The organism is Brevibacterium ammoniilyticum (assembly GCF_038429965.1).
Lineage (GTDB): Bacteria > Actinomycetota > Actinomycetes > Actinomycetales > Brevibacteriaceae > Brevibacterium > Brevibacterium ammoniilyticum.
The window spans coordinates 1-20,059 of the sequence record NZ_BAABNP010000004.1; the positions used below are offsets into that span (position 1 = coordinate 1).

Below are 20,059 nucleotides of genomic sequence, written 5' to 3' on the forward strand. Positions count from 1 at the left end.
AGCGCGCGCCGACTACACCCTTCAGGCCGCGATCGCCGCCTGATCCACAAAGAGATCGTCTACGAAACTTGACACAGCCCATCGCCACCGTGCTCTACAGTTACTACCAGTACGCTGATGCGTTTCCGGTCGGCTTCAACAAATCGCCGATTGTGCCGTACTTCGCGGTCAACGTGCTTCCCGCCGGGATCTTAGGTCTGCTCGTTGCGGCGATCTTTGCCGCCGCACAGTCAACGATTTCTTCGAGCCTCAACTCGATCTCGGCGAGTGTACACTGTCGACATCCGCGATCGCTACTTCCCGCCGCGAGGCGGGAAGCCGCGTTCAAGTGGAGATTTCTCGCATTTCGACATCATCGTGGTCGGAGCAGCATCGGCTGCAGTCGCGTTGTATCTGGCGACGACCGATCGAGCCGAAAGGTGGGATCTATTCCTCAAAATCACTAGATCCTTCGGCGCGACCCTCGCAGGCGTGATCGCGTGGGGAATCTTTACCAAGCGGTCCAGAATTTTCGCGGAGTTGCGCGGCCAGCAACTCGACGCAGGACTATCTTGATACGCGCAGAATGTCATTGATCAGAACCTGTTTGCTATTTCGATCATGGGAACTGTGGCGTCAGTTGTGATTGGATACGCAGTTTTGATGTTCCCTTTGTCGTTCGCTAGTCGCACCAGCCGCAAGGTGCTTTCGTAGACGATCTTAGGCATAGTAGACGATCTTAGGCAAACTGGTCAGATATCTCCCTCAAGAATCACCGTTCATTCCCATACTAAATTTAAGAATGATCAATAAACGGTCAGCTAAGTTCATTTACGTCGAGTTTATAACTACAAACTTTTAAGACAATCGCTTGGCCCGAAAGTTAAGACGCTCTTCTAGCCGCCGTAATAAAGCCAAACCCAAGGAATACCAGTCCCAGAATCGTCAACACTGTACCCCACCCGACCTCGGCGGGGCTAATGCCCATGCCGTTAGCGGCGGTAGCAGCTTTCACCAGCAAAGGCAGTCCTGCACCGACTAAGAGACCTCCGCCAGTAGTAGTGAAGACAGAAAGCAGAGAGCTACTTCCACCAGTCACCAGGTGCTTATGAGCCCATTCGACATCCTCCTTAAGTAAATACGCATCCTTCTTGTGAGTTCGCGAACGCAAGATTGCTAATCGAATGATCTCCTTTTTCAAACTTTCGCGGATGGATGATATTTCAGCAACGACTTCCGGAGTGACCTTTAATCGGCCCTTCGATCGCAACTCAATCTCAGTCCGTAATTTAAAAGCCTCTTCAATGAATGCGTAATCCCCTTCATCGACCTCTTCCAATTCAATTTCAGAATTGGAATTTTCAATCGGAATTGACCCCTCATCGACATCGGAGTTTTGTCGCGAAGCATCCATCAAACGTCTCGTCTTTCATTCACGACATGTATGCTTCCGTCAGCGCCGTGCCGGAATAGCATACCTCCAGTCCGGAAATTCCTATGCTCAGCGAGCTTGTCGATTTTTCTCTCTAACTTTAAGTTTCGACTAGTCTGCCAGACATAGAGTGAAAATAGCACACCATAAATGCCCAACATTACTGAAATTAAAATGGACCAGTCTTCATTATCGTCTGCAAATTTATTTGGAGCGATTATCCAAACGAACAATATTAGCAATATTATACCGATAAATAGAATCAAAACTATTGCATACAACCACAATAATTGCCGTCTCCGACGGCCCCTGTACTCGTTGAGCAGGTTGGTGACCTGCTCGTCCTGATAATGGTCTGACACAATATGGGATAGCTGATTTGATTGTTGTTCAACGGACCCCACGAGGTTCCATCCAACTGCAGAGGAGTTCCCGGATAGGTTGCGCTCCCCTTGCCGATCTTCGGTGCTGTTCATCTCGCCCCCTTCGGGACAGTGTCTAGGACGGTCTATTCTAACCACACCGCAGCTCGTCGATCCGGTAAATTTTCGCTCGAGCTCTCTCAATCTTCTGTGTGAGAGACCAATGTTGGAACCAGCTCGGTATCACGCTGGCCGCGTACTTGCGGCTCCACCGATTTGTTGCCTGCCTGTCTAGCTGCCAGATGCAGTGGCCGGACCTTTATCTCTACTTCTTCACACTCTTCGAGGGAATTCGACAATGCAACGATGGCACCTCCTGCTCCATACGATAACGAGTCTCCGAAGAGTACCGCAGTCCGGATGAGGACGCTGACGTCTACGGCACCGTCGAGAGAGAAGAAGCCGATTGCTCCGCTGTAGACACCGCGGGGACCCTGTTCGAGGTCGTCGATGATCGACATTGTGCGGTGCTTGGGCGCGCCGGTCATTGAGCCTGGTGGGAATGCTGCTCGGATGCATCCAACTGGCGTGGCCGTTTCCCGCAACTGAGAGCGAACCGTCGAGACGAGCTGATGGACCGTCGCGTACGTCTCGACATCGAAGAGCTTTGCGACCTCGACCGAGCCGACTTCGGCTGTCACGCCGAGATCGTGACGAACCAGATCGACGATCATGAGATTCTCCGACCGATCCTTCACCGACGAATGCAGGTCAGCCTTCAGTGCTTCGTCTTCCTCGGTGGTACTCCCCCGCGGTCGCGTTCCCTTGATCGGCTTCGACTCAGCTACTCCATTCGCTGAGATCCGCACAAACCGCTCCGGCGACGTACTGAGCACGTTCACCTTGGGCGACTTGAGGAATGCTCCGAACGGTGTGGGGTTGTCTCGTCTCAAATCCCCGTATGTCTCTAACACGTCTCGAGTCCACGGCATTTCGATCATGTTTGTCAGACATACTTCGTACGTCTCACCGTCATTGATGAGTCGCTGTGCTTCCGCAATGAGGTCGAGATACTCAGTTCGCGAATGCCGTGCTTGCAGCTCCGGAGGAAAGTCCGTCAGCGTTTCCGATTCACGGCTGCGTACTGCTGGTCCTGCCGCCATGGAGTCTGGCTTAGCCGTGTCCAGATCTAACTCGATCGCATCGACCCGGCGAGTGGTCTCGTCGAGCCACGCTCCACAGTCATCCTCAGTCACGCCTTCGCTACTGAGAGCCAGGAGGTAGACACTCCCTTCTTCATGATCGACGACGAGAGCCCTGTCCAAGAACATCATCAGCGCATCCGGGTGCTCGGACGCGTGCTTCCCCGGCGAACCGACCTCGGCTTTGAGCTCGTACCCGAGATAGCCGACCCATCCGAGTCGGAAAGCGAATGGCAGCTCGGCAACTTCCGGCGATTGCACCAGCTCAGTCGCTTGGAGGTCAGCGTTGAGCCAATCAAAGAACCCGGAGTGAAGAGTCTCCGTCTCGTCGGTTGACCTCACCTCAACCGTCCCCGCGGGGACGTCTGCTGTAACCACTCGACTGAGAGGTCCGGTCGGCGCACCCATGATCGAGAACCGCGAATCCGGATGCCCCGGCATGTTGCCGTCGAGCCACACCGCCTCAGGTTCATCGGCGAACAGTGCGGTGAAGACGTCGGAGGATGAGACCCTCAATGGCAGTTCTCGCGCGTGCAATGTCACCGTCCGCTGCTCATGGACTGCCGAGTCGCCGACGCCGCCAGCAACGTCCTCGACTTCTTCGTTGCGAACGAAGCGCTCTCCGGAGGACGGACGAAAATCATGCGACAGGCTCTGTCTACTGGTGCGTCTACTGGTGCGCGGCGAATCCTGTCCAGCCCACCATTCCTCCGTCATCCGCCGGAAGTTCCGCAGCAACTCGGCCGCATGCTCCGTCGCGATCGACTCCGGATGGAACTGCACACCCCATTGCGGCAACGTCGTATGGGCGAGACCCATGAGCATACCGTCGTCCGACCACGCAGTCGGCTCTAGGCTCGACGGCAGCTCGGCAACAGCCAACGAGTGATACCGCGCGGCCACGAACGGCGACGGCAGCCCCTCGAAAAGATCCGACCCCGAATGCGAAATCTCCGAGACCCGACCGTGCCGAGGCTCAGGTGCGTGCGCGATCGCCCCGCCGTGGACGTACGCGATCCCCTGATGCCCGAGACACACACCAAGCACTGGAATCTCCGCATGCGCGATGACATCCGCACAGATCCCGAAGTCCTCCGGCTCGACAGGAGTCCCTGGTCCTGGAGAGATGACGACATTGTCGAACTCGTCGAGAGCCGCCAGCGAATACTCAGCCCAATCATTTGGCACCACGACCGGCTCACAGCCGTTCACCTCGGCGAGGAGATGGAAGAGGTTGAACGTGAACGAGTCAGCGTTGTCGATGAGCAGCGTGCGCACCGGATTCGAGCTACCTTCCGGACGCTGGGCAACCTGGCGCGGGGTTGCTGAGCGACCGGAGGGTTGCTGAGATTCTCCCCGCGAAGCCGGCTGCGGCACGGTCGATGCGGTCGATGCGGTCACTCCGGTCGACGCGGGCACTGCAGTCACTGCGGTCTCTGCGGTCACGGGTGGAGCCAAGTCAGCCGAGGACGAGCCGACGGGTCGAGTCCGACAATCCTGCCGCCGCCTCGGCGCGGAGGGACTCCTCGGTGTCGGCACCGGCACGGATGTACCGGCCGGTGAACGCATCGAGCGAACCCGACGCCAAAGCCAAGGCCAAACCCGTGACCTGCTCCGGTGTCGTCCAGTCGCCCTCGGTGCGGAAGTCGTGGACGGGCATCGACTTCGTCATTGCGGTCTCGACGACGCCGGGCGCCATCTCGAAGATCCGCAGACCCCGATCGTGTCCGAAGTGGACGACGGAATCGGCGATCCGGAAAAGCGACGCCTTCGACGCTGAATACACCGCGTACGCCGGCGTCCCCGTCGCCCCCGACCCCGAGTTGAGGTCGATGATGCGGCTGGGACGCCCGGTCGCCTCGGCGGCGGCGATGAGGACGGGCGCGAACGCGTTGACCATGAGCGCGACACCGAGGACGTTCGCCCCGACGACCCCCGCGAGGCTCTCCGGGTCGGCGTCCCACAGCGGCCCCTCCGTCGACTCGATTCGCCCGGCATTGTTGACGAGCACCTGCAGCCGCTGTCCGGTCTCCGCCTCCAGCCCGGTGACCGCGGCCTTGAGCTCGGCCACCGAACCCGCATCGTCGACTGTGAGCCCGAGCCCGGTCGCCTTCCCGCCAGTCGCCCCGGCGATCTCCGCTGCGGCCTCCCGTGCTTTGATCGCCGAAGTCGCGGTGACGACGACCCGATAACTGGCACGGGAGAACGCCTCGGCGAGGTGCCGGCCGATGCCGCGAGCCCCACCGGTGATGAGCGCGATCGTCTCCGCCGGGACCGCGGTCGCCTCAGCGGCGCCGTCACCGGCAGGCAGGTGCGTGCCGTAGGGAAGCTTCTCACTCATGGTCGGGACTCCTCAGGGTCAGCGGTCGATCGGACAGGTCAGCCGGCCGACCCTACAGGTCGACCGGCACGCGGACGGTTCAGCCTCGGACGACCGCTCCGTGGCGTTCGGCGGCCAAGGCCGTCGCCGCCTCACGCATCGCCGAGGCCTCATCGGCCTTGAGCGTGCGATCCGACGCCCGGAAGGTCAGACGGAACGCGAGCGACTTCTTGCCCTCGGGCAGCTGGTCGCCGGTGTAGAGGTCGAAGATCTCAATGCCCTCGAGATCCGCACCCGCTCCCTCGACGAGCGTCGCCTCGAGCGTCTGCGCAGGCAGATCCTCATCGACGACGAGCGCGACATCCTGACGGGACACCGGGTACGTCGACAGCGCGCCGTCCCAGGTCCGCAGGTCAGTCTGCGCGAGCAGGGCGTCGAGGTCGATCTCGAAGGCGACCGTACGGGCCGGCAGTCCGAGGTTCTCGCACACCTTCGGGTGCAGCTCACCGGCGGAACCGAGCACCTCACCGTCAGCAAGCGTGAACGTCGCCGCCCGACCCGGATGCCACGGAGCACCCCGTTCGGCTGCGACGCTCACTCCGACACCGCTGATCGCAGCGATCCGGCGGACGATGTCGATGACGTCGGTCGCTTCCGCGCGACGGCCCTTGCCCCAGAGCCCAGGGAACTCGACGTGACCGGCGACGACACCGGCGAAATGGTACGGCTGAGCCGGCACCGAGGCGTAGATCTCCTCGAGCTCAGCCTCGGTGGGATGGTAGCCCGGCAGGAACCGCGGTCCCGGCTTGCCCGGCAGACCCACCGCGGTCGAGACGAGCCCGGCCTCGAAGAGCGCGACGTCCTTGGCTCCGCGGCCGAAGTTGCGCACCGCAACATCGAGCAGCGTCGAGAGCAGGGTCGTGCGCATGAGCGGCAGATCCTCGGACATCGGGTTCGCGAGCCGGATGTGCTGGCGGCGCGGATCGTCGGACTCGAGCCGCAGGTCGTCATCGCGCTTCGCCGAGGTGAACGGGTAGCTGTAGACCTCCGTGAACCCGTCCGCGGTGAGCAGGTTCGAGATCCGACGCCGGGCCCGCTGCGCTTCGGTGAGTCCGGAGCCGGCACGGGCGGCCGGCTGGATCGAGGGAATCCGGTCGTAGCCGTCGGTGCGGGCGACCTCCTCGACGAGGTCGATGTCCGCGGTGAGATCGGGACGCCAGCTCGGCACCGTGACACGCAGGACCCCAACACCGAGGTCGTCGACGTCGGCGCCGATGCCCTCGAGGAGGGACACCACCTCGGCGGGGGTGTAGTCGACACCGACGACCGAGGACACCCGATCCACGGCGAGGTCGATGACCGTCGGGGCGGGAGCCTCACCGATCTGCGTGGTCGCAGCACTGAGCGTGCCGCCCGCGAGGTCGACGAGGAGATCCGCGCAGCGCCTGGCCGCGACCGGTCCGAGCGTCGGGTCGACACCGCGTTCGAAGCGACGGGAGGCCTCCGAGGAGAGCTTGTGCCGGCGCGAGGTGCGCGCGATCGAGATCGGGTCGAAGTGGGCTGCCTCGATGACGACGTCGGTCGTCTGGTCGCTCACCTCGACGGCGGCACCACCCATGACTCCGGCGAGGCCGATGATCTTCGACGACCCGTCCGCACTGCGGTCGGTGATGAGGAGGTCCTCGGCGTCGAGGGTGCGCTCGACGTCGTCGAGAGTCGTGAACGTCTCCCCCGCCTCGGCGCGACGGACGACGATCTCCTCACCGAGCAGCGCCGTGTCGTAGGCGTGCAGCGGCTGCCCGAGTTCGAGCATGACGTAGTTCGTGATGTCGACGGTGAGGCTGATCGGGCGCATGCCCGCCTCGAGGAGGCGGTGGCGCATCCAGTACGGGGTCGCTCTGGTCGGGTCGATGCCGGTGACCTGGAGTGCCGTGAAGACGTCGCAGCCGGGCACGTCGTCGATGGGACGGACGTCGTCGATGGCGACAGGGAAGCCGTCAGCGGTGGGGGCGTTCACCTCGGCGACTGCGGGGCTGCCGAAGTCGGTGAACGTCTGGCCCTTCATCTGAGCGTACTCACGGGCGATGCCGCGCATCGAGAGCTGGTAGCCGCGGTCGGGGGTGACGTTGACATCGAGGGTGACGTCGTCGAGGCCGAGGAGGGCGATCGCGTCGTCACCGGGCTCGCCGGTGAGACCGAAGTCGGTGAGCACGATGATGCCGCCGTGATCGTCGCCGAGGCCGAGCTCAGCGGTCGAGCAGATCATCCCGTCCGAAGTGTGACCGTAGGTCTTGCGGGCGGCGATGTGGAAGTCACCGGGCAGGACGGCGCCGGGCAGACACACGACGACGAGGTCGCCGGGTGCGAAGTTGTGGGCACCGCAGATGATGCCGCGGCTCGGACGCTCCTCACCGGGCTGAGGGTCCTTCGGGTCGTCGGCGGCCTCGTTGTGCTCGGGTCCGACGTCGACACGGCACCAGTTCACCGTCTTACCGTTCTTGTGCTCTTCCTTGACGAGGTCGAGGACACGGCCGACGACGAGGGGTCCGGACACCTCGGCGCCGAAGAAGTCCTCCTCTTCGAGTCCGATCGCGGCGAACTGCGCGGCGAGGGCGTGCGGGTCGGTGTCGGCCGGGTAGTCGACGTAGTCAGCCAGCCAGGAGAGTGGGACGCGCATGTATCAAGCCTTCATTCCGAAACGGGCCGAGAAGCGCACATCGCCTTCGACCATGTCGTGCATGTCATTGATGCCCTCGCGGAGCATGAGCGTGCGCTCGATGCCCATGCCGAAGGCGAAGCCCTGGTAGACCTCGGGGTCGATGCCGGCGGCGCGGAGCACATTGGGATGGACCATGCCGCAGCCGCCCCATTCGATCCAGCCCGGCCCGCCGACCTTGTTGGGGAACCAAAAGTCCATCTCCGCGCTCGGTTCGGTGAACGGGAAGAAGCTGGGGCGCAGACGGGTCCGCGACTCGGGGCCGAACATCTCGCGGGCGAACCCGTCGAGGGTGCCCTGGAGATTCGCCATGGTCAGGCCCTTGTCGATGGCGATGCCTTCGATCTGGTGGAAGACCGGGGTGTGGGTGGCGTCGAGCTCGTCGGTGCGGAACGTCTTGCCGGGGCACACGACGTAGAGGGGCACGCCGCGTTCGAGCAGGGACCGCGACTGTACAGGTGAGGTGTGGGTGCGCAGGACGAGGCCGGCTTCGGGCGGATCGACGAAGAACGTGTCCTGCATCTGCCGGGCCGGATGGTCGGGGCCGAAGTTCAGCGCATCGAAGTTGAGCCATTCGGCTTCGATCTCCGGGCCCTCGGCGACCTCCCAGCCGAGGCCGATGAAGTAGTCCGCAGCCTGTTCCTGGATGAGGGCGAGCGGGTGGCGAGCGCCGAGGCCGCGCCGGTCGCTGGGCAGGGTGACGTCGATGGACTCCTCGACGAGGACGGCGGCATCGCGTTCGGCTTCGAGTTCGGCCAGACGGTCGTCGTGGGCCTTCTTCACCAGACCGCGGGCCTTGCCGACGATCTTGCCGGCGGCGGCCTTGTCGGCCTTGTCGAGGCTGCCGATCGCCCGGTTCGCCAGCGCCAGCGGGGCCTTGTCGCCCATGAAGTCGATCTTCGCCGTCTTGAGGTCCTCAAGGGTCGCGGCGTCCGCGAATGCGGTCAGTGCCGTGTCCACGGCAGCCTGCACGGCTGTCTCGTCCAAGGGGTCGAGCTGATCTGTCATCGATGTCCTTCGTCGGCTGCTGTGATCACGGCATTCGTCTGGTCAGGCGAACGCCTCTCTGCCGCAGATCAGTCTATCGCCTCTGCTTAACCGGGTCGGGCGGTCGTCCTGTGACCGAGAAGTCAGTGCCTCGAACGGCCACAGGGGTTACTGTCGGAGAATGACGACGAATGAGAGCGTTGCCCCAGTCAAAGCGTCCGATGTCATGGTCCGTGCCCTCGAGAACGAGGGCGTCGAACGGATCTTCGGGATCCCGGGCGAGGAGAACCTCGACTTCCTCGACTCCCTGAGACGGTCGAGCATCGAACTCGTCATCACCCGACACGAGCAGGCCGCCGCGTTCATGGCCGCCACGTACGGTCGCCTCACGGGACGCCCGGGAGTGTGTCTGACGACGCTGGGCCCCGGTGCCCTCAACCTCGCGACCGGGGCTGCGTACGCGCAGCTGGGTGGGATGCCGATGGTGATGATCACCGGGCAGAAGGGCATCCTCTCCGCCGAGCAGGCCCGCTTCCAGATCGTCAACACCGTCGCCGCGATGGGCCCGCTGACGAAGTCGACGCACCAGATCATGTCGCCGCGGATGATCCCCACCATGGTCCGCGAAGCTTTCCGTGTCGCCGTCGACGAACGTCCCGGTCCTGTCCATCTCGAACTCCCCGAGGATGTCGCCGGCTCTCTCGTCGCCCACTACGACCTCATTCCTCCGCACCCGATCCAGCGGCCCACCCCGTCGAACGATTCGCTCATCGCCGCGGCCGAGGTCATCCGCAACGCGAAGCGACCGCTGCTCGTGCTCGGCGCCGACGCCTCCCGGGCAGACTGCAGTTGGCCGCTGGCCGAGTTCGTCCCCCGCGTCGGCATCCCCTATGTCACCACCCAGATGGGCAAGGGCACGGTGTCGGGCTCGACCGGCCTCTATATGGGCACGGCGGCGCTGACGGAGCGCGACTACGTCCATGACGCGATCGAACAGGCCGATGTCATCGTCACGATCGGCCATGACACGACGGAGAAGCCGCCGTTCACGATGAGCGAGCACGGACCCACCGTCGTCCACCTCGGGTTCCGGCCCGCAGTCGTCGAGCAGGTCTACTTCCCCCAGTACGAGGCGGTCGGCGATCTCGGGCCCACGCTCATGCGCCTCGGCGACATGCTCGAAGGGCAGGTCCCCAACGCCGGGGCGCTGCTGCCGATGCGGGAGGAGATCCTTGCGAAGATCGAGGAGGGTTCGCTCGAGGAGCGGTTCACACCGCAGCGGATCGTCCATGAGGTCCGCCGGGTCATGCCCGTCGATGGGATCCTCGCGCTCGACAACGGGATGTACAAGATCTGGTTCGCCCGCAATTACCGCACCACCAGGGCGAACACCGTGCTGCTCGACAATGCGCTGGCGACGATGGGGGCGGGTCTGCCCTCGGCGATCGGGGCGAAGCTCACGCATCCCGAGTGCCGGGTCATGGCAATCTGCGGCGACGGCGGGTTCATGATGAACAGTCAGGAGATGGAGACCGCGGTGCGCCTCGGCCTCGACCTCGTCGTGCTCATCCTCGAGGACAACGCGTACGGGATGATCCGGTGGAAGCAGGCCGTCGACGGTCTGCCGGACTATGGGATGACGTTCGGCAATCCCGATTTCGTCGCCTACGCCGAGTCGTACGGGGCGAAGGGTCGGCGCGTCGAGGACATCGACGACCTCCACGACGCGTTCGAGGACGCGTTCACCGAGGGCGGCGTCCAGGTCATCGTCTCCCCCATCGACTACACGGAGAACGTCCGCGTCCTCATCGAGGAGCTGCGCGACCGGTAGGTCGTTCCTGTCCGTCGTCCAGTCCCTCGCCGAGGCGGCCGCCAGTTATCGTCCCATCCTCCTATTCGACGGTGATCCCGAGTTCGCGGGCGAAGAGGTCGGCGAAGACCATGAGCTGCTGTTCGTCGATCGTCGCGCCCTTGAGCGAGTGGATGCCGGAGATCCGCCGAGGCGCGAGTCCGCGCAGGTCGACGCTGCCGAGGTTTGCCCCTTCGAACTGGAGGTCGGCGATCGTCGTCTCCGGGAACGCGACGCGCTTGGCCGTACCCGCGCCGAGGTCGAGTTCGTCGATCGTGCATCCGCGGAACTCGACATCGGTGAGCTTCGCCGAGCGGAGATTGAGGTAGGAGATCCGGCAGTTCTCGATGACGACCTTCTCCCACACACTGTCGAAGCACACGCCGGCCCCGATCCGGCAACCACTGATCTGTGTGTGGAGGACATTCGCTCGCGGCATCGTCAGGGTGTCGGCACGGGAGTCGACGAGGCGGACGCCGGAGAGTCGCACGCCCGTGAAGTCGGCGTGCACCTCCGCGTCGCCGAAGGTCACCCGGGTGAGCGCTGAGTCGAGGAACGTCGAGCCTCTCGCATCCACCTCGGCGAGGTCGAGTTCGGTGAAGTCGAATCCTTCGAGGAACTCCTCAGGACCGATGTCGCCGAGGAAACCCTCTGCCAGGTTCGCATGGTCGATGGTCGGCGGCTTCGGTACGGCAGTCGTCACGGGTGCAGACTATCCACTCGGGGTGACACGGCGAGGCCGGACTGGCATCGTGATCACGTGCGCCGCATTCACCTGGTTCGTTTGAAACGTTGGCAGTCAACTCACCGAACTCCACGCGAAAAGCAGTGGCCGACATCACTCCAATGCCCCGAATAGTGCAGCATTCCGCTTATCGACGTTACGGTTTCAGGCAAAAAACTCACTTCGCCATGCGCACGTTGCCCTCGGGTGTGGTCTCGAGCCTTCCCGAATCAGTCAGCCACTCCAGAACTGCAGTCAGTCGTTCGAGGATCACCTTCCCCTTGCGCGTCCAGCCGAAGATATCCATCGTCTGACGAATGAGGTTTTCAGAGTCAAGCTCCTGTAGCTGAGACATAACGCTTAACATGGCGTTCCCAATCTCCACTTTCCCGATCTCGGTGACGATTCGATTCTCAGTACGGTCAGGGCTGACTCGATAGCCGGTGTACGTGTCCGGGCTGAGTTCATCGGGCCAGAAGTAGTCTCCGAAAACCCCGTCTTTGACAGGTCTTCTTTGAGAGAGCGAAAGAATTGACCTCTTCCTTGACTCGCTGACCCTGCTCAGACCGAAGCGGTTGCCGACGATGCGGGCCGCGCGACTGGTCTCGATCGGCCCCTCTGTCGCGATGACCTCCTCCAACGCCGTCTGAATGAGCAACCGGTGACTGGCAATTTTCGGATTGTCCAGAACTACAGTCTCACCGACCTGTTCTCGGTCAGCCGCAATGAACTCGTATTCGCCAGATCGGTCGATTTCCTGTTGAGCGAATTCGACCTCTTCGCTCCGCACAGAAGCCGGAGATCCGACGATATCGGCACCGGACGAAGTCACCGGCGATGGCATACCCGCCGGCTCCGACAAGCTCCTGACCCTGTTAGTCGGTTCTTCAGCCGCTGCTTCAGCAGAACTATCAACGCCTTCGGCCGGAGCGGAGGATTTGAGCAACTGATCCAACTCTTCATCGAAATTCAGTTCTTCAGGTTCCCCGCCACCGACGACTTTGCCTTCACGAATCGAAAGCTCGGGCAATTCAAGGATGGTTTCAGTGACATTAGCGGGCTCTGTACGAGCGTGAGAGTTCAATTTCACCCGGAGCCCATCGATGACTCGGGTACGGTCGTTGATCCAATCGGCAAGAAGAATCAAGGCCGTGCCATCCCAACCCATGATGCCTTCAAGGATGGTGGTGGGCAACGATTCCCGATCTGACGTAATTCGTCTGGCTGCCCATTCGGGAGAATCGAGAATGATTGCCACCCATCCGCTTTGCGCACTTCCTCGCGCGGCAAGTTCGACACGGAAATCTGAGGTTCCGATATCAGTGACTACTTCGAATCCCTGTGCTTTCAGCTCTTCCGCCACTTGATCTCTAAACTCATCGTGGCGGGCTTGGAGCTCCAGATCGGTCCCCGCAAACGCTTCTTGCCGTTCCGCCGCTGCCAAGTATTCTCTCAGATCGATCAATCCCTGCGACTTGGTCCTGCCCGGGTCAATGTCCTCAGAGGTCAGCGAAGTGAACAGTGTGACAGATTTGCGTGCTCGAGTGATAGCAACATTCAGCCTTCGCTCTCCACCAGCATTGTTCAATGGACCGAAATTCTGGTTGAGCTTTCCGGTCTCCTGATCTTTCGCAAAAGCGACCGAGAAGAGAATGGCGTCTCGCTCATCGCCCTGCACACTTTCCAAATTCTTGACGAACACGGGTTCATCGACGCGCTCGAGTGACTTCCTCACTTCGTTGCTGTCCGAGCCCTCCAGAAGGTCGAGAATCAGATCCTGCTGCTGAGTATTGAATGTAATCACGCCGATCGACGCGTTGCTGTCCTGGGAGATGAGCTTCTCAATTTCGGCAACGACAGCATCCGCTTCCGCACGATTGGTCCGAGTCTTCCCCCGGTCATAAACTCCACCTACAAATCGGGCGCTGACCCCGAGCATGGGATCGGACTCTGGTGGGGCCGGAAATACCTGAAGCTTTCCTTCATAGTACTTCGCGTTCGAAAAACTGATCAGGCTATCGTGTTGAGACCGGTAATGCCACTGGAGCCACCTTCGGGGAAGCCCACTATTGACGGCCTCTGTGAGGATCGATTCCTGGTCGACTGTCGTGGCAAGCGTGATCCCAGAATCGTCTTCCATCGTATCTGAATCGTCACTTCCCAGCAGACTCTCGGATTCGTGTGACCTCGGGAGAAGGTTCAACGATGCGTCAGAGAGGTCTTCAGCCAGATTATCGTCCTCGTCGCCAGGCGCGCCGGCATTGAAGGTATTCGATGGCGGCATCTGTTGGGAATCGCCCACAATGACAACGGCTTCCCCCCGCCCGATCGCACCAACTGCATCCGCGACAGTCACTTGGGAAGCTTCATCAAAGACGACTGTGTCGAAACGAACTGAATCGATCGGCAATGAGCGAGCGACGCTGGACGGGCTCATGAGCACCACCGGAGTGATCTTCATGATCTCGGTTCCATAATCCTTGAACAGGGCGCGGATCGAACCGCCGCGTTTGCGATCGAGTTGCTTGCGGAGTCCAACGCTAGCGGAGAAGCTCTTCTTCCGATCCAAGAGTTGCGCCGGCAACTCGGTCCGGACAATCTCTCTGAGATCGTGGGACACGCGGACGTAGTCGGCAACCAGACGCATATGGGCTGCACTGTCGAAGACCTCGAGATCCGATTCCCGCATGAGCACAGCCAGGCGATGACGGCTGACCGCAAGAATCGCAGCCTCGGCAAAGAATTGGGGAGACTTTCCGTTATCGATATCGTTGGCCGCCTGCTGGAGGCCCAGTGCGCGAAGCCGTTCGAGCAAAGCATGCCTTCGGAAGAGTCGCTCAAGCGTGTTGATAGAAGCCGGGTCGGAAAGATCCGCTCCCCACCGGTCGAGGCACGCGCTGATGCGCTGGAGCAGCGAACTGCCTGCCAACCATCGATTCAGACTGTCCTGGGTCGCGGCGGCGGCAGTGACGACGCCCTGCCATGCCTCTTCAAACTCCGTCCACCGCGAGGCCAGCGTGTTGGATCTCTCGCCGATCGCGCTCAGGTGGAAGTGAGCACCGAGATGGTCGATGAGTTCAATATCAGCGGGCGCTGCCGCAAGAAGCTCCCGCAGAATCGTCGCATGACGGAGAAAGGTCCGCGCCTTGTCTAGATTGGCGCCAAGCTCCTTCTCGAGTTCTGAATCGAACAGAGGCTGACCGCGTTGAATCCCCGAGACCGAAGCCAATTGTTGTCGGATCGAATGCTGGCTCTGTTGGAATTCTCGAAGCTGTGTCAAATGTCTGATCGGGTCTTGTTCGACTTCCGCGGCATACTCAACATTGAAGTTCGCAAGGATCTTCTCCAGCGAAAGCCGCACCAGTCTCTTCCGGCTGAGGATACCCGCACGCCGTGACTCCTCGTATTCGCGGAGCAGGGCATCGGCCGAAGCATTCGACGCGCCTGGCGCAATCGACGAAGCGAACCGCCACCAACGTGACTTGAAATCCTGCAGGGCTTGCAGTTTCGCCTGCGCACGGTCCACAGTGTCCGTAGGGAAGTTCAACCAGCTCGGGATCACGGCAAACTGATCGTCGAGATCAGTGATCCAATTTCGCAGGAGCCGGAGTTGTTTCGGCGAGAATCGATCCATGAGCTCGCGCAGTTCCTCTGGAAGCTGCTCGAAGGCTAGGATGAGCCGGCGTATGGAATCGACCAGCTGCTTCGTGGAGGTCCCCGATCTCTTGGTCGGATTCTCTGTGCTTGCGCGAGGATCGAATACTGGGCCGATAAGATTCCATTCCTCCGGCAGTTGACGTCCCCGAGACTGCGACACTGCGGAGTTGAGAGCAGAGCTCAGCTCTTCGATCGTCGTGGATTCCATCGTGCTCAGTTGCGGTGAGACATCGACCTCTTCTGGATCCCATTGGCTTTCCGCGGGATATTCACGTTCGAGAACCGCGCAACGCTGAAAACTCTCCCAAACGGAATCGCCGTGGTGGGCCTGTGAATGCACTGATTCCGGGTACTTCTGCAAGGCAGAGATGATCGTCTTCAGTCGTTCACGCTTGGCGTCGAGCAGTGCTCGGTTCGGAGTGCGCTTGGCCTGCAGAGCTGACTTCAATTGTTCGCGAACTGAATTCACGGTCTGATTATTCCCGTGAACATTGAGCACAAGCGGCTTGAGTCCGACTCGCTTGAGACGGTCGAAGACCACGGAGAGTGCGGCTTGCTTCTCGGCCACGAACAGAACCGTACGTTCACGTGCAAGACCATCCGCAATCATGTTCGTGATCGTCTGAGATTTGCCAGTTCCAGGAGGACCTTCAAGCACAAAACTTTCCGCCTCCGAAGAAGCGATAATAGCCTCCAACTGCGTACCATCCGCAGGTAGGGGAAGAAAGCGGGATACCTCGTCTTCAGGCGAAACAGAAGGAGAGGCCGAGCGTAAGTCGATGAGATCGCCAGAGTTGTTAACCAGGTGTTCGACCAGGCGGTTACCCATCAGCGCGCGCCAATTCTCGCTGACATCGCGCCACATATCGAGACTAGAGAATTTGATGATCGCCAATCGCGCCTCAGGTTCAATCGAGAACGGCAGGCCAAGCTCGAGAAAGGTGTGTCGCAGTTCGACGAAGACTCTCTCCACGTCAATACCGTTGTGATCCGAAGGCGGCTCGATGAGTTGCGGCAAGCTCACACCATGCTCTATCCGTATTTTCTCGATTAGACAATGGTTCGGCTTAAGCTCGCTGTTCGGCTCGACCCGTATCGAATAGGGCCTCGACGTGTTGCCCGTCAACTCCACTGGCAGCAGGAATAAGGGACTTAATGCCTCCTTCTTCATGGAACCGGAGCCGCTGAGCGGCCACCTCAGAAGTCCGATGCTGAGGTAGAGAGCGTTCGCGCCGGTCTCCTCTTGAATACTCCTCGCTTCTCGGCGCAGGGAAGTTAGTTTCGTCAAGGCCCTACCGCTTGACGATTTGACGAAGACTCGCCGTTCCTCCGTGAATAACCGGGAGAGCTTGGTCGGGGAGTACTCTCCGGCCGACCGAATTCCTTGTTCGAGGTCGATCGGCTCCACCACGTTGTCCGGAGTCAGCTCGACAGGTTCGTTCTGTGCCAAGCGATCTTCCAACTCAGGAAGATCATGTTCGGGCAAAAGAATCTTGATGCCACGATTCTTGGCGAGTTTGAGCAACGGGTTGCGCAGTGAGAGATCCAACAGTTCGGACTGCCACCTTTGCACCCGCCTCGGCGAATCCGACGTCTTGAGGTTGAGCCGCGTGTTTTCGGAATGCGGAGTGCTGGTACTGAAGTCAACATACTTTTGCTTTGTGGACTTCTGTTCCTCGACATGAACTAACGTCGGCACTCCGTCGAGCCTCACTATCGTTGGGAGCGGCATAATCCGACGATGAGACGCAGCGACGTTAACCACGAACTCCACATTTCGTCCGAAGTCGCTGACTTCGAAACCTGAGTCTGCAGCATCGTGGAAGGCAAGATCCTTACCAGCAGTCGCAGCGGTGGTTTCAATGGGTATGAACACTTTGCTGCCGAAGAGGTTCGTGATTGTTCCCTCATCGACGATTGCCGACTCCGTCGCGATTTCTTTGATGGCAAAGCCGACTAAGGCGTGCCCGGGAGGAAACATGATGAACGGCTGTATCCCTGCTTCCTCAAGCGCAGCGGCGAAGAACACCGCGAGATCTAGACAAGTTCCGAACTTCGCAGAACTCACCACGTCTGACGTTCGAACCTTCTGCCCCTCTGACTCGAAGGATGCGGGCGGCTCGGAATATCTGATGCCAAGGCGTTTGATCGAATCGTAAATGGCTTCGGCCGTGGCAATAACCCTGTCAGATCCCAGCTGATATCCGGCAAGCGACGGATCTCCGGTTCGCTCTTCGAGCAAATCTGCTGCTGCTGAGAGCACCTCGCCTACCGCTTCAGATCGAGGTCGGACGAACGCCGTGATGGTCTCAGGTACGCTTCGTGGAGTCCACTGATCGTGAGCGAGCATGCGAAGATTGAGTGTTCGTTCCATACGATGGCCCTCGACATCTACGTCGATGTCTAGGGATTCAGGCACAGATTCGTCAAGACTCAAGAACGCGTCGGTATTGAGGTCCCAGTTCAGAGTTCTCTGGTCGATCCAATGTTTCTGGCCAGGTTCGATGCGAATGGGCGCAACCGTGAGCACATTGTCGTTGTTGAACCGATTCGAACGCAGTCTCGCAGTGAGTCTACTCAGAGTCCGTGCGCCGCCTTCTTGGGCCGAAAAGCCGCCTCCTTCGTGTGGCTCCTCCGCCGTAATTCCGATCCCTGCGAGTATACCGACGCGATTGTGGACCAACGCATAGTTGAGCTCACGGCGGTAGAAAATGATGACACTCAGACCTCCGACGGACAGGGTCTCATGTTCGATCCCTTTGAGACTTCCGGGAAGCTCCGATGCAAACTCGCGAAGCAATTGTTCCTCACGTACTTTGCTGGCAACATCGGCATCGATCACGGGCTCTGCCTGCAACGCTGGATCGAGTGGCCGTGGGGTGGATGCGTCTGGCAGAGGTGACTGGCCAGCGGAAAGGTACTGTTCCATCTGCTTCTCCGAAATAATGGGGATCCCGTACGATCTGGCTTTTCGTGCCTTACCTGACAAGGAATTGAGGTCTTCTGCGACTACTAGGTCGACTCTTTTAGTTACTGCAGGATGGACAGTGAAGCCGGCCGTGACAAGACGGTCAGCCCACTCTGAACGAGGCCGTTCCATGTCACCGGTGAGTACGACCATTGAGCCTGGAGCGATCGTCACCGATTCCGCCTGCGTGCTTTCGCCAGCGTCGTCGCCTACCTGTGAGATTCTGTCTCGAAGCGCCAACGAAGTTTGCACCCGCTGGTCACCAATACCCAACGCATGGCCAAGCGATTCGATTGCGTGGCGTTCGTCCTCGCAGATGTGTCCGTCGGCGGCCGCGACAGCAACCATTTGTTCGAAGTACGCCGATTCGAGTTCACGTCGCTTCTTGCGGTCCAGCCCAGATTCGGACGCCAGTAATCCGAGCTCGCCGAGCTCTGCGGTCGTGATTTCGAAGTCGCTGAGGCAACGATCTAGCAGCGCAAGGTAGTTACGTTCAGCTTCGGTGACATCCTCGCTCTCAGGCAGAGAGGACACGATTTTGTCCCATCGCCGAGTCGACGCTTCCAGTGACACTGCAGTCGAGGTTGACGCCTGGCGGGAGACCGGGTCTAGCCGCCGACCGGCGAGTCGAATACCTGCGGGGTCGAATCCCCTCTGCAATGCGGTGTTCCAGAGCGGCTCAGTTTCCGACATTTGAAGAAACTGAGCCAACAGAGCCGCAGTGGCATCAGCATCAGCCAAGGCGCTGTGGGCCCTTTCGATTCTAATGTCGAATGCTGCGCAGCAGTCAGACAAGCTCCTGCCCGTACCAGGTAGCAAGCGGGACGCAAGCTGCATCGTACACAGAGCATCCACGGCAAAATCGGCACCCTGAGCAAGTCGCGCCCGTTTCCACTCCTCTTCGAGAAAGCGTGTGTCGAATACCGCATTGTGCGCTACCGGCACACGGTTGGCCATAAGTGATCGAAGGTCATCTGAAATGTCTTCGAACAACGGCGCTGAAGCGACGTCGGCGCCGCGGATCCCGTGGATTCGCGTCGGACCGAGGTCTCGATTGGGATTGATCAGTGTGTCCCAGCGATGGGTTACCTCTCCCAGACGGTTCATGTGGACGACGCCAATCTCGACGATCCTGTCGGTCCGGCTCGCGTTGAACCCCGTCGTCTCGAGATCGAAAACCACGAATCCTTCAGCTACCAATCCATGCTCCCCTCAGACTCATGTTCGCAAGGCGGAACACTGCGAGCTCTCCGTCGTCTTCCTAGATTAGACCACTGAGGACACAAGCGTAGTACCGATCGGCCGGCTGTCTGCCCCTGGAACCCTCAAGCGACAGCCCCGGCCGGTCGAGGCCGGTGAAGTCAAGCCCTTCGAAGATCTCTCAAGACTGTTACCGTCGAGGCTGCCCTGGGCAAGCGACCGATGATCGATCTCGAGTCGCTCAGGTCGTGACGTCGTCGCGGGTGCACCCAATCCGCCTGGGTCGACGCGGTGACCGCGGCCTGGCGTTGTTACGTTGCCCGACATAGTTGACGCGAACCGTTGTTCGCATGGGCGGAAGCATCCGGCGCGTCAAGTCTCGAAGTAGGTCGAGGTACCTATGGGGTGAACTGACGATTCGGCTGCTCAGTGCGACCGGCGTCTCATTCCCCGGGGTAGCGACTGTCCTAGCTGCGAAGGAGCAGTTGCTAACCTGTCGACTGTATAACCGTAAAGTAGACGGCCGCGAAACCGTAAAGCAGATGCTGGCAAAATTGTTTGGCAGACGACGAAGAAGCCATTCCGGGCTGCTGACCAGGCGCTACAAGCGCTGGACCATCAGTTTCGAGCGCACCGCACAGGACCGCTGCAATATGTCGACGG

At 60.4% G+C, this 20,059-nt stretch carries 10 protein-coding genes; 2 read left to right on the top strand and 8 right to left on the bottom strand.

The genetic code is table 11. The features are described 5' to 3' along the window. Positions 1–267 precede the first annotated feature (267 nt). Positions 268–555, top strand: a complete 288-nt coding sequence (locus AAHA49_RS05675) for a hypothetical protein (protein WP_342037541.1) — start codon at positions 268–270, stop codon at positions 553–555. Between the two features lie 307 nt (positions 556–862). Here AAHA49_RS05675 and AAHA49_RS05680 read toward each other — a convergent pair whose 3' ends face one another. The 6 genes from AAHA49_RS05680 to pheS form a co-directional block, all read right to left on the bottom strand. Beyond that, on the bottom strand, positions 863–1,393 hold the full coding sequence (locus AAHA49_RS05680) for a hypothetical protein (RefSeq protein WP_342037542.1): 531 nt from the start codon (positions 1,391–1,393) through the stop codon (positions 863–865). Continuing rightward, positions 1,393–1,887, bottom strand: a complete 495-nt coding sequence (locus AAHA49_RS05685; RefSeq protein ID WP_342037543.1) for a hypothetical protein — start codon at positions 1,885–1,887, stop codon at positions 1,393–1,395. The genes AAHA49_RS05680 and AAHA49_RS05685 overlap by 1 nt, the downstream gene beginning before the upstream one ends. 86 nt (positions 1,888–1,973) lie before the next feature. Continuing rightward, on the bottom strand, positions 1,974–4,253 hold the full coding sequence (gene pabB / locus AAHA49_RS05690; RefSeq protein ID WP_342037544.1) for an aminodeoxychorismate synthase component I: 2,280 nt from the start codon (positions 4,251–4,253) through the stop codon (positions 1,974–1,976). 181 nt (positions 4,254–4,434) lie between these two features. Continuing rightward, positions 4,435–5,316 carry an SDR family NAD(P)-dependent oxidoreductase gene (locus AAHA49_RS05695; RefSeq protein ID WP_342037545.1) on the bottom strand — a complete coding sequence of 294 codons (882 nt, stop codon included), beginning with the start codon at positions 5,314–5,316 and terminating at the stop codon, positions 4,435–4,437. A 79-nt stretch (positions 5,317–5,395) separates the two neighbouring features. Further along, positions 5,396–7,972, bottom strand: coding sequence for a phenylalanine--tRNA ligase subunit beta (gene pheT, locus AAHA49_RS05700; protein ID WP_342037546.1), 2,577 nt, complete (start codon positions 7,970–7,972; stop codon positions 5,396–5,398). A 3-nt stretch (positions 7,973–7,975) separates the two neighbouring features. Beyond that, positions 7,976–9,019: a phenylalanine--tRNA ligase subunit alpha gene (gene pheS / locus AAHA49_RS05705; RefSeq protein WP_342037547.1), complete on the bottom strand. Its 1,044-nt coding sequence runs from the start codon at positions 9,017–9,019 to the stop codon at positions 7,976–7,978. Positions 9,020–9,179: 160 nt separating this feature from the next. Between pheS and AAHA49_RS05710 the strand changes: the two genes are divergently transcribed. Beyond that, positions 9,180–10,829 carry an acetolactate synthase large subunit gene (locus tag AAHA49_RS05710; protein WP_342037548.1) on the top strand — a complete coding sequence of 550 codons (1,650 nt, stop codon included), beginning with the start codon at positions 9,180–9,182 and terminating at the stop codon, positions 10,827–10,829. Between the two features lie 61 nt (positions 10,830–10,890). On the opposite strand, the gene AAHA49_RS05715 is transcribed toward AAHA49_RS05710, so the two are convergent. Beyond that, the gene (locus AAHA49_RS05715; protein WP_342037549.1) at positions 10,891–11,550 is read right to left on the bottom strand and encodes a pentapeptide repeat-containing protein; all 660 of its coding nucleotides are present in this window, start codon (positions 11,548–11,550) and stop codon (positions 10,891–10,893) included. Positions 11,551–11,749: 199 nt separating this feature from the next. Beyond that, positions 11,750–19,396: a DUF4011 domain-containing protein gene (locus AAHA49_RS05720; protein WP_342037550.1), complete on the bottom strand. Its 7,647-nt coding sequence runs from the start codon at positions 19,394–19,396 to the stop codon at positions 11,750–11,752. Positions 19,397–20,059: the final 663 nt, after the last annotated feature.

Excerpts from the sequence above, each read along its gene's own strand:
- AAHA49_RS05695 (WP_342037545.1), bottom strand. The coding sequence starts at position 5,316 with ATGAGTGAGAAGCTTCCCTACGGCACGCACCTGCCTGCCGGTGACGGC.
- AAHA49_RS05710 (WP_342037548.1), top strand. The coding sequence starts at position 9,180 with ATGACGACGAATGAGAGCGTTGCCCCAGTCAAAGCGTCCGATGTCATG.
- pheT (WP_342037546.1), bottom strand. The coding sequence starts at position 7,972 with ATGCGCGTCCCACTCTCCTGGCTGGCTGACTACGTCGACTACCCGGCC.
- AAHA49_RS05685 (WP_342037543.1), bottom strand. The coding sequence starts at position 1,887 with ATGAACAGCACCGAAGATCGGCAAGGGGAGCGCAACCTATCCGGGAAC.
- AAHA49_RS05680 (WP_342037542.1), bottom strand. The coding sequence starts at position 1,393 with ATGGATGCTTCGCGACAAAACTCCGATGTCGATGAGGGGTCAATTCCG.
- pheS (WP_342037547.1), bottom strand. The coding sequence starts at position 9,019 with ATGACAGATCAGCTCGACCCCTTGGACGAGACAGCCGTGCAGGCTGCC.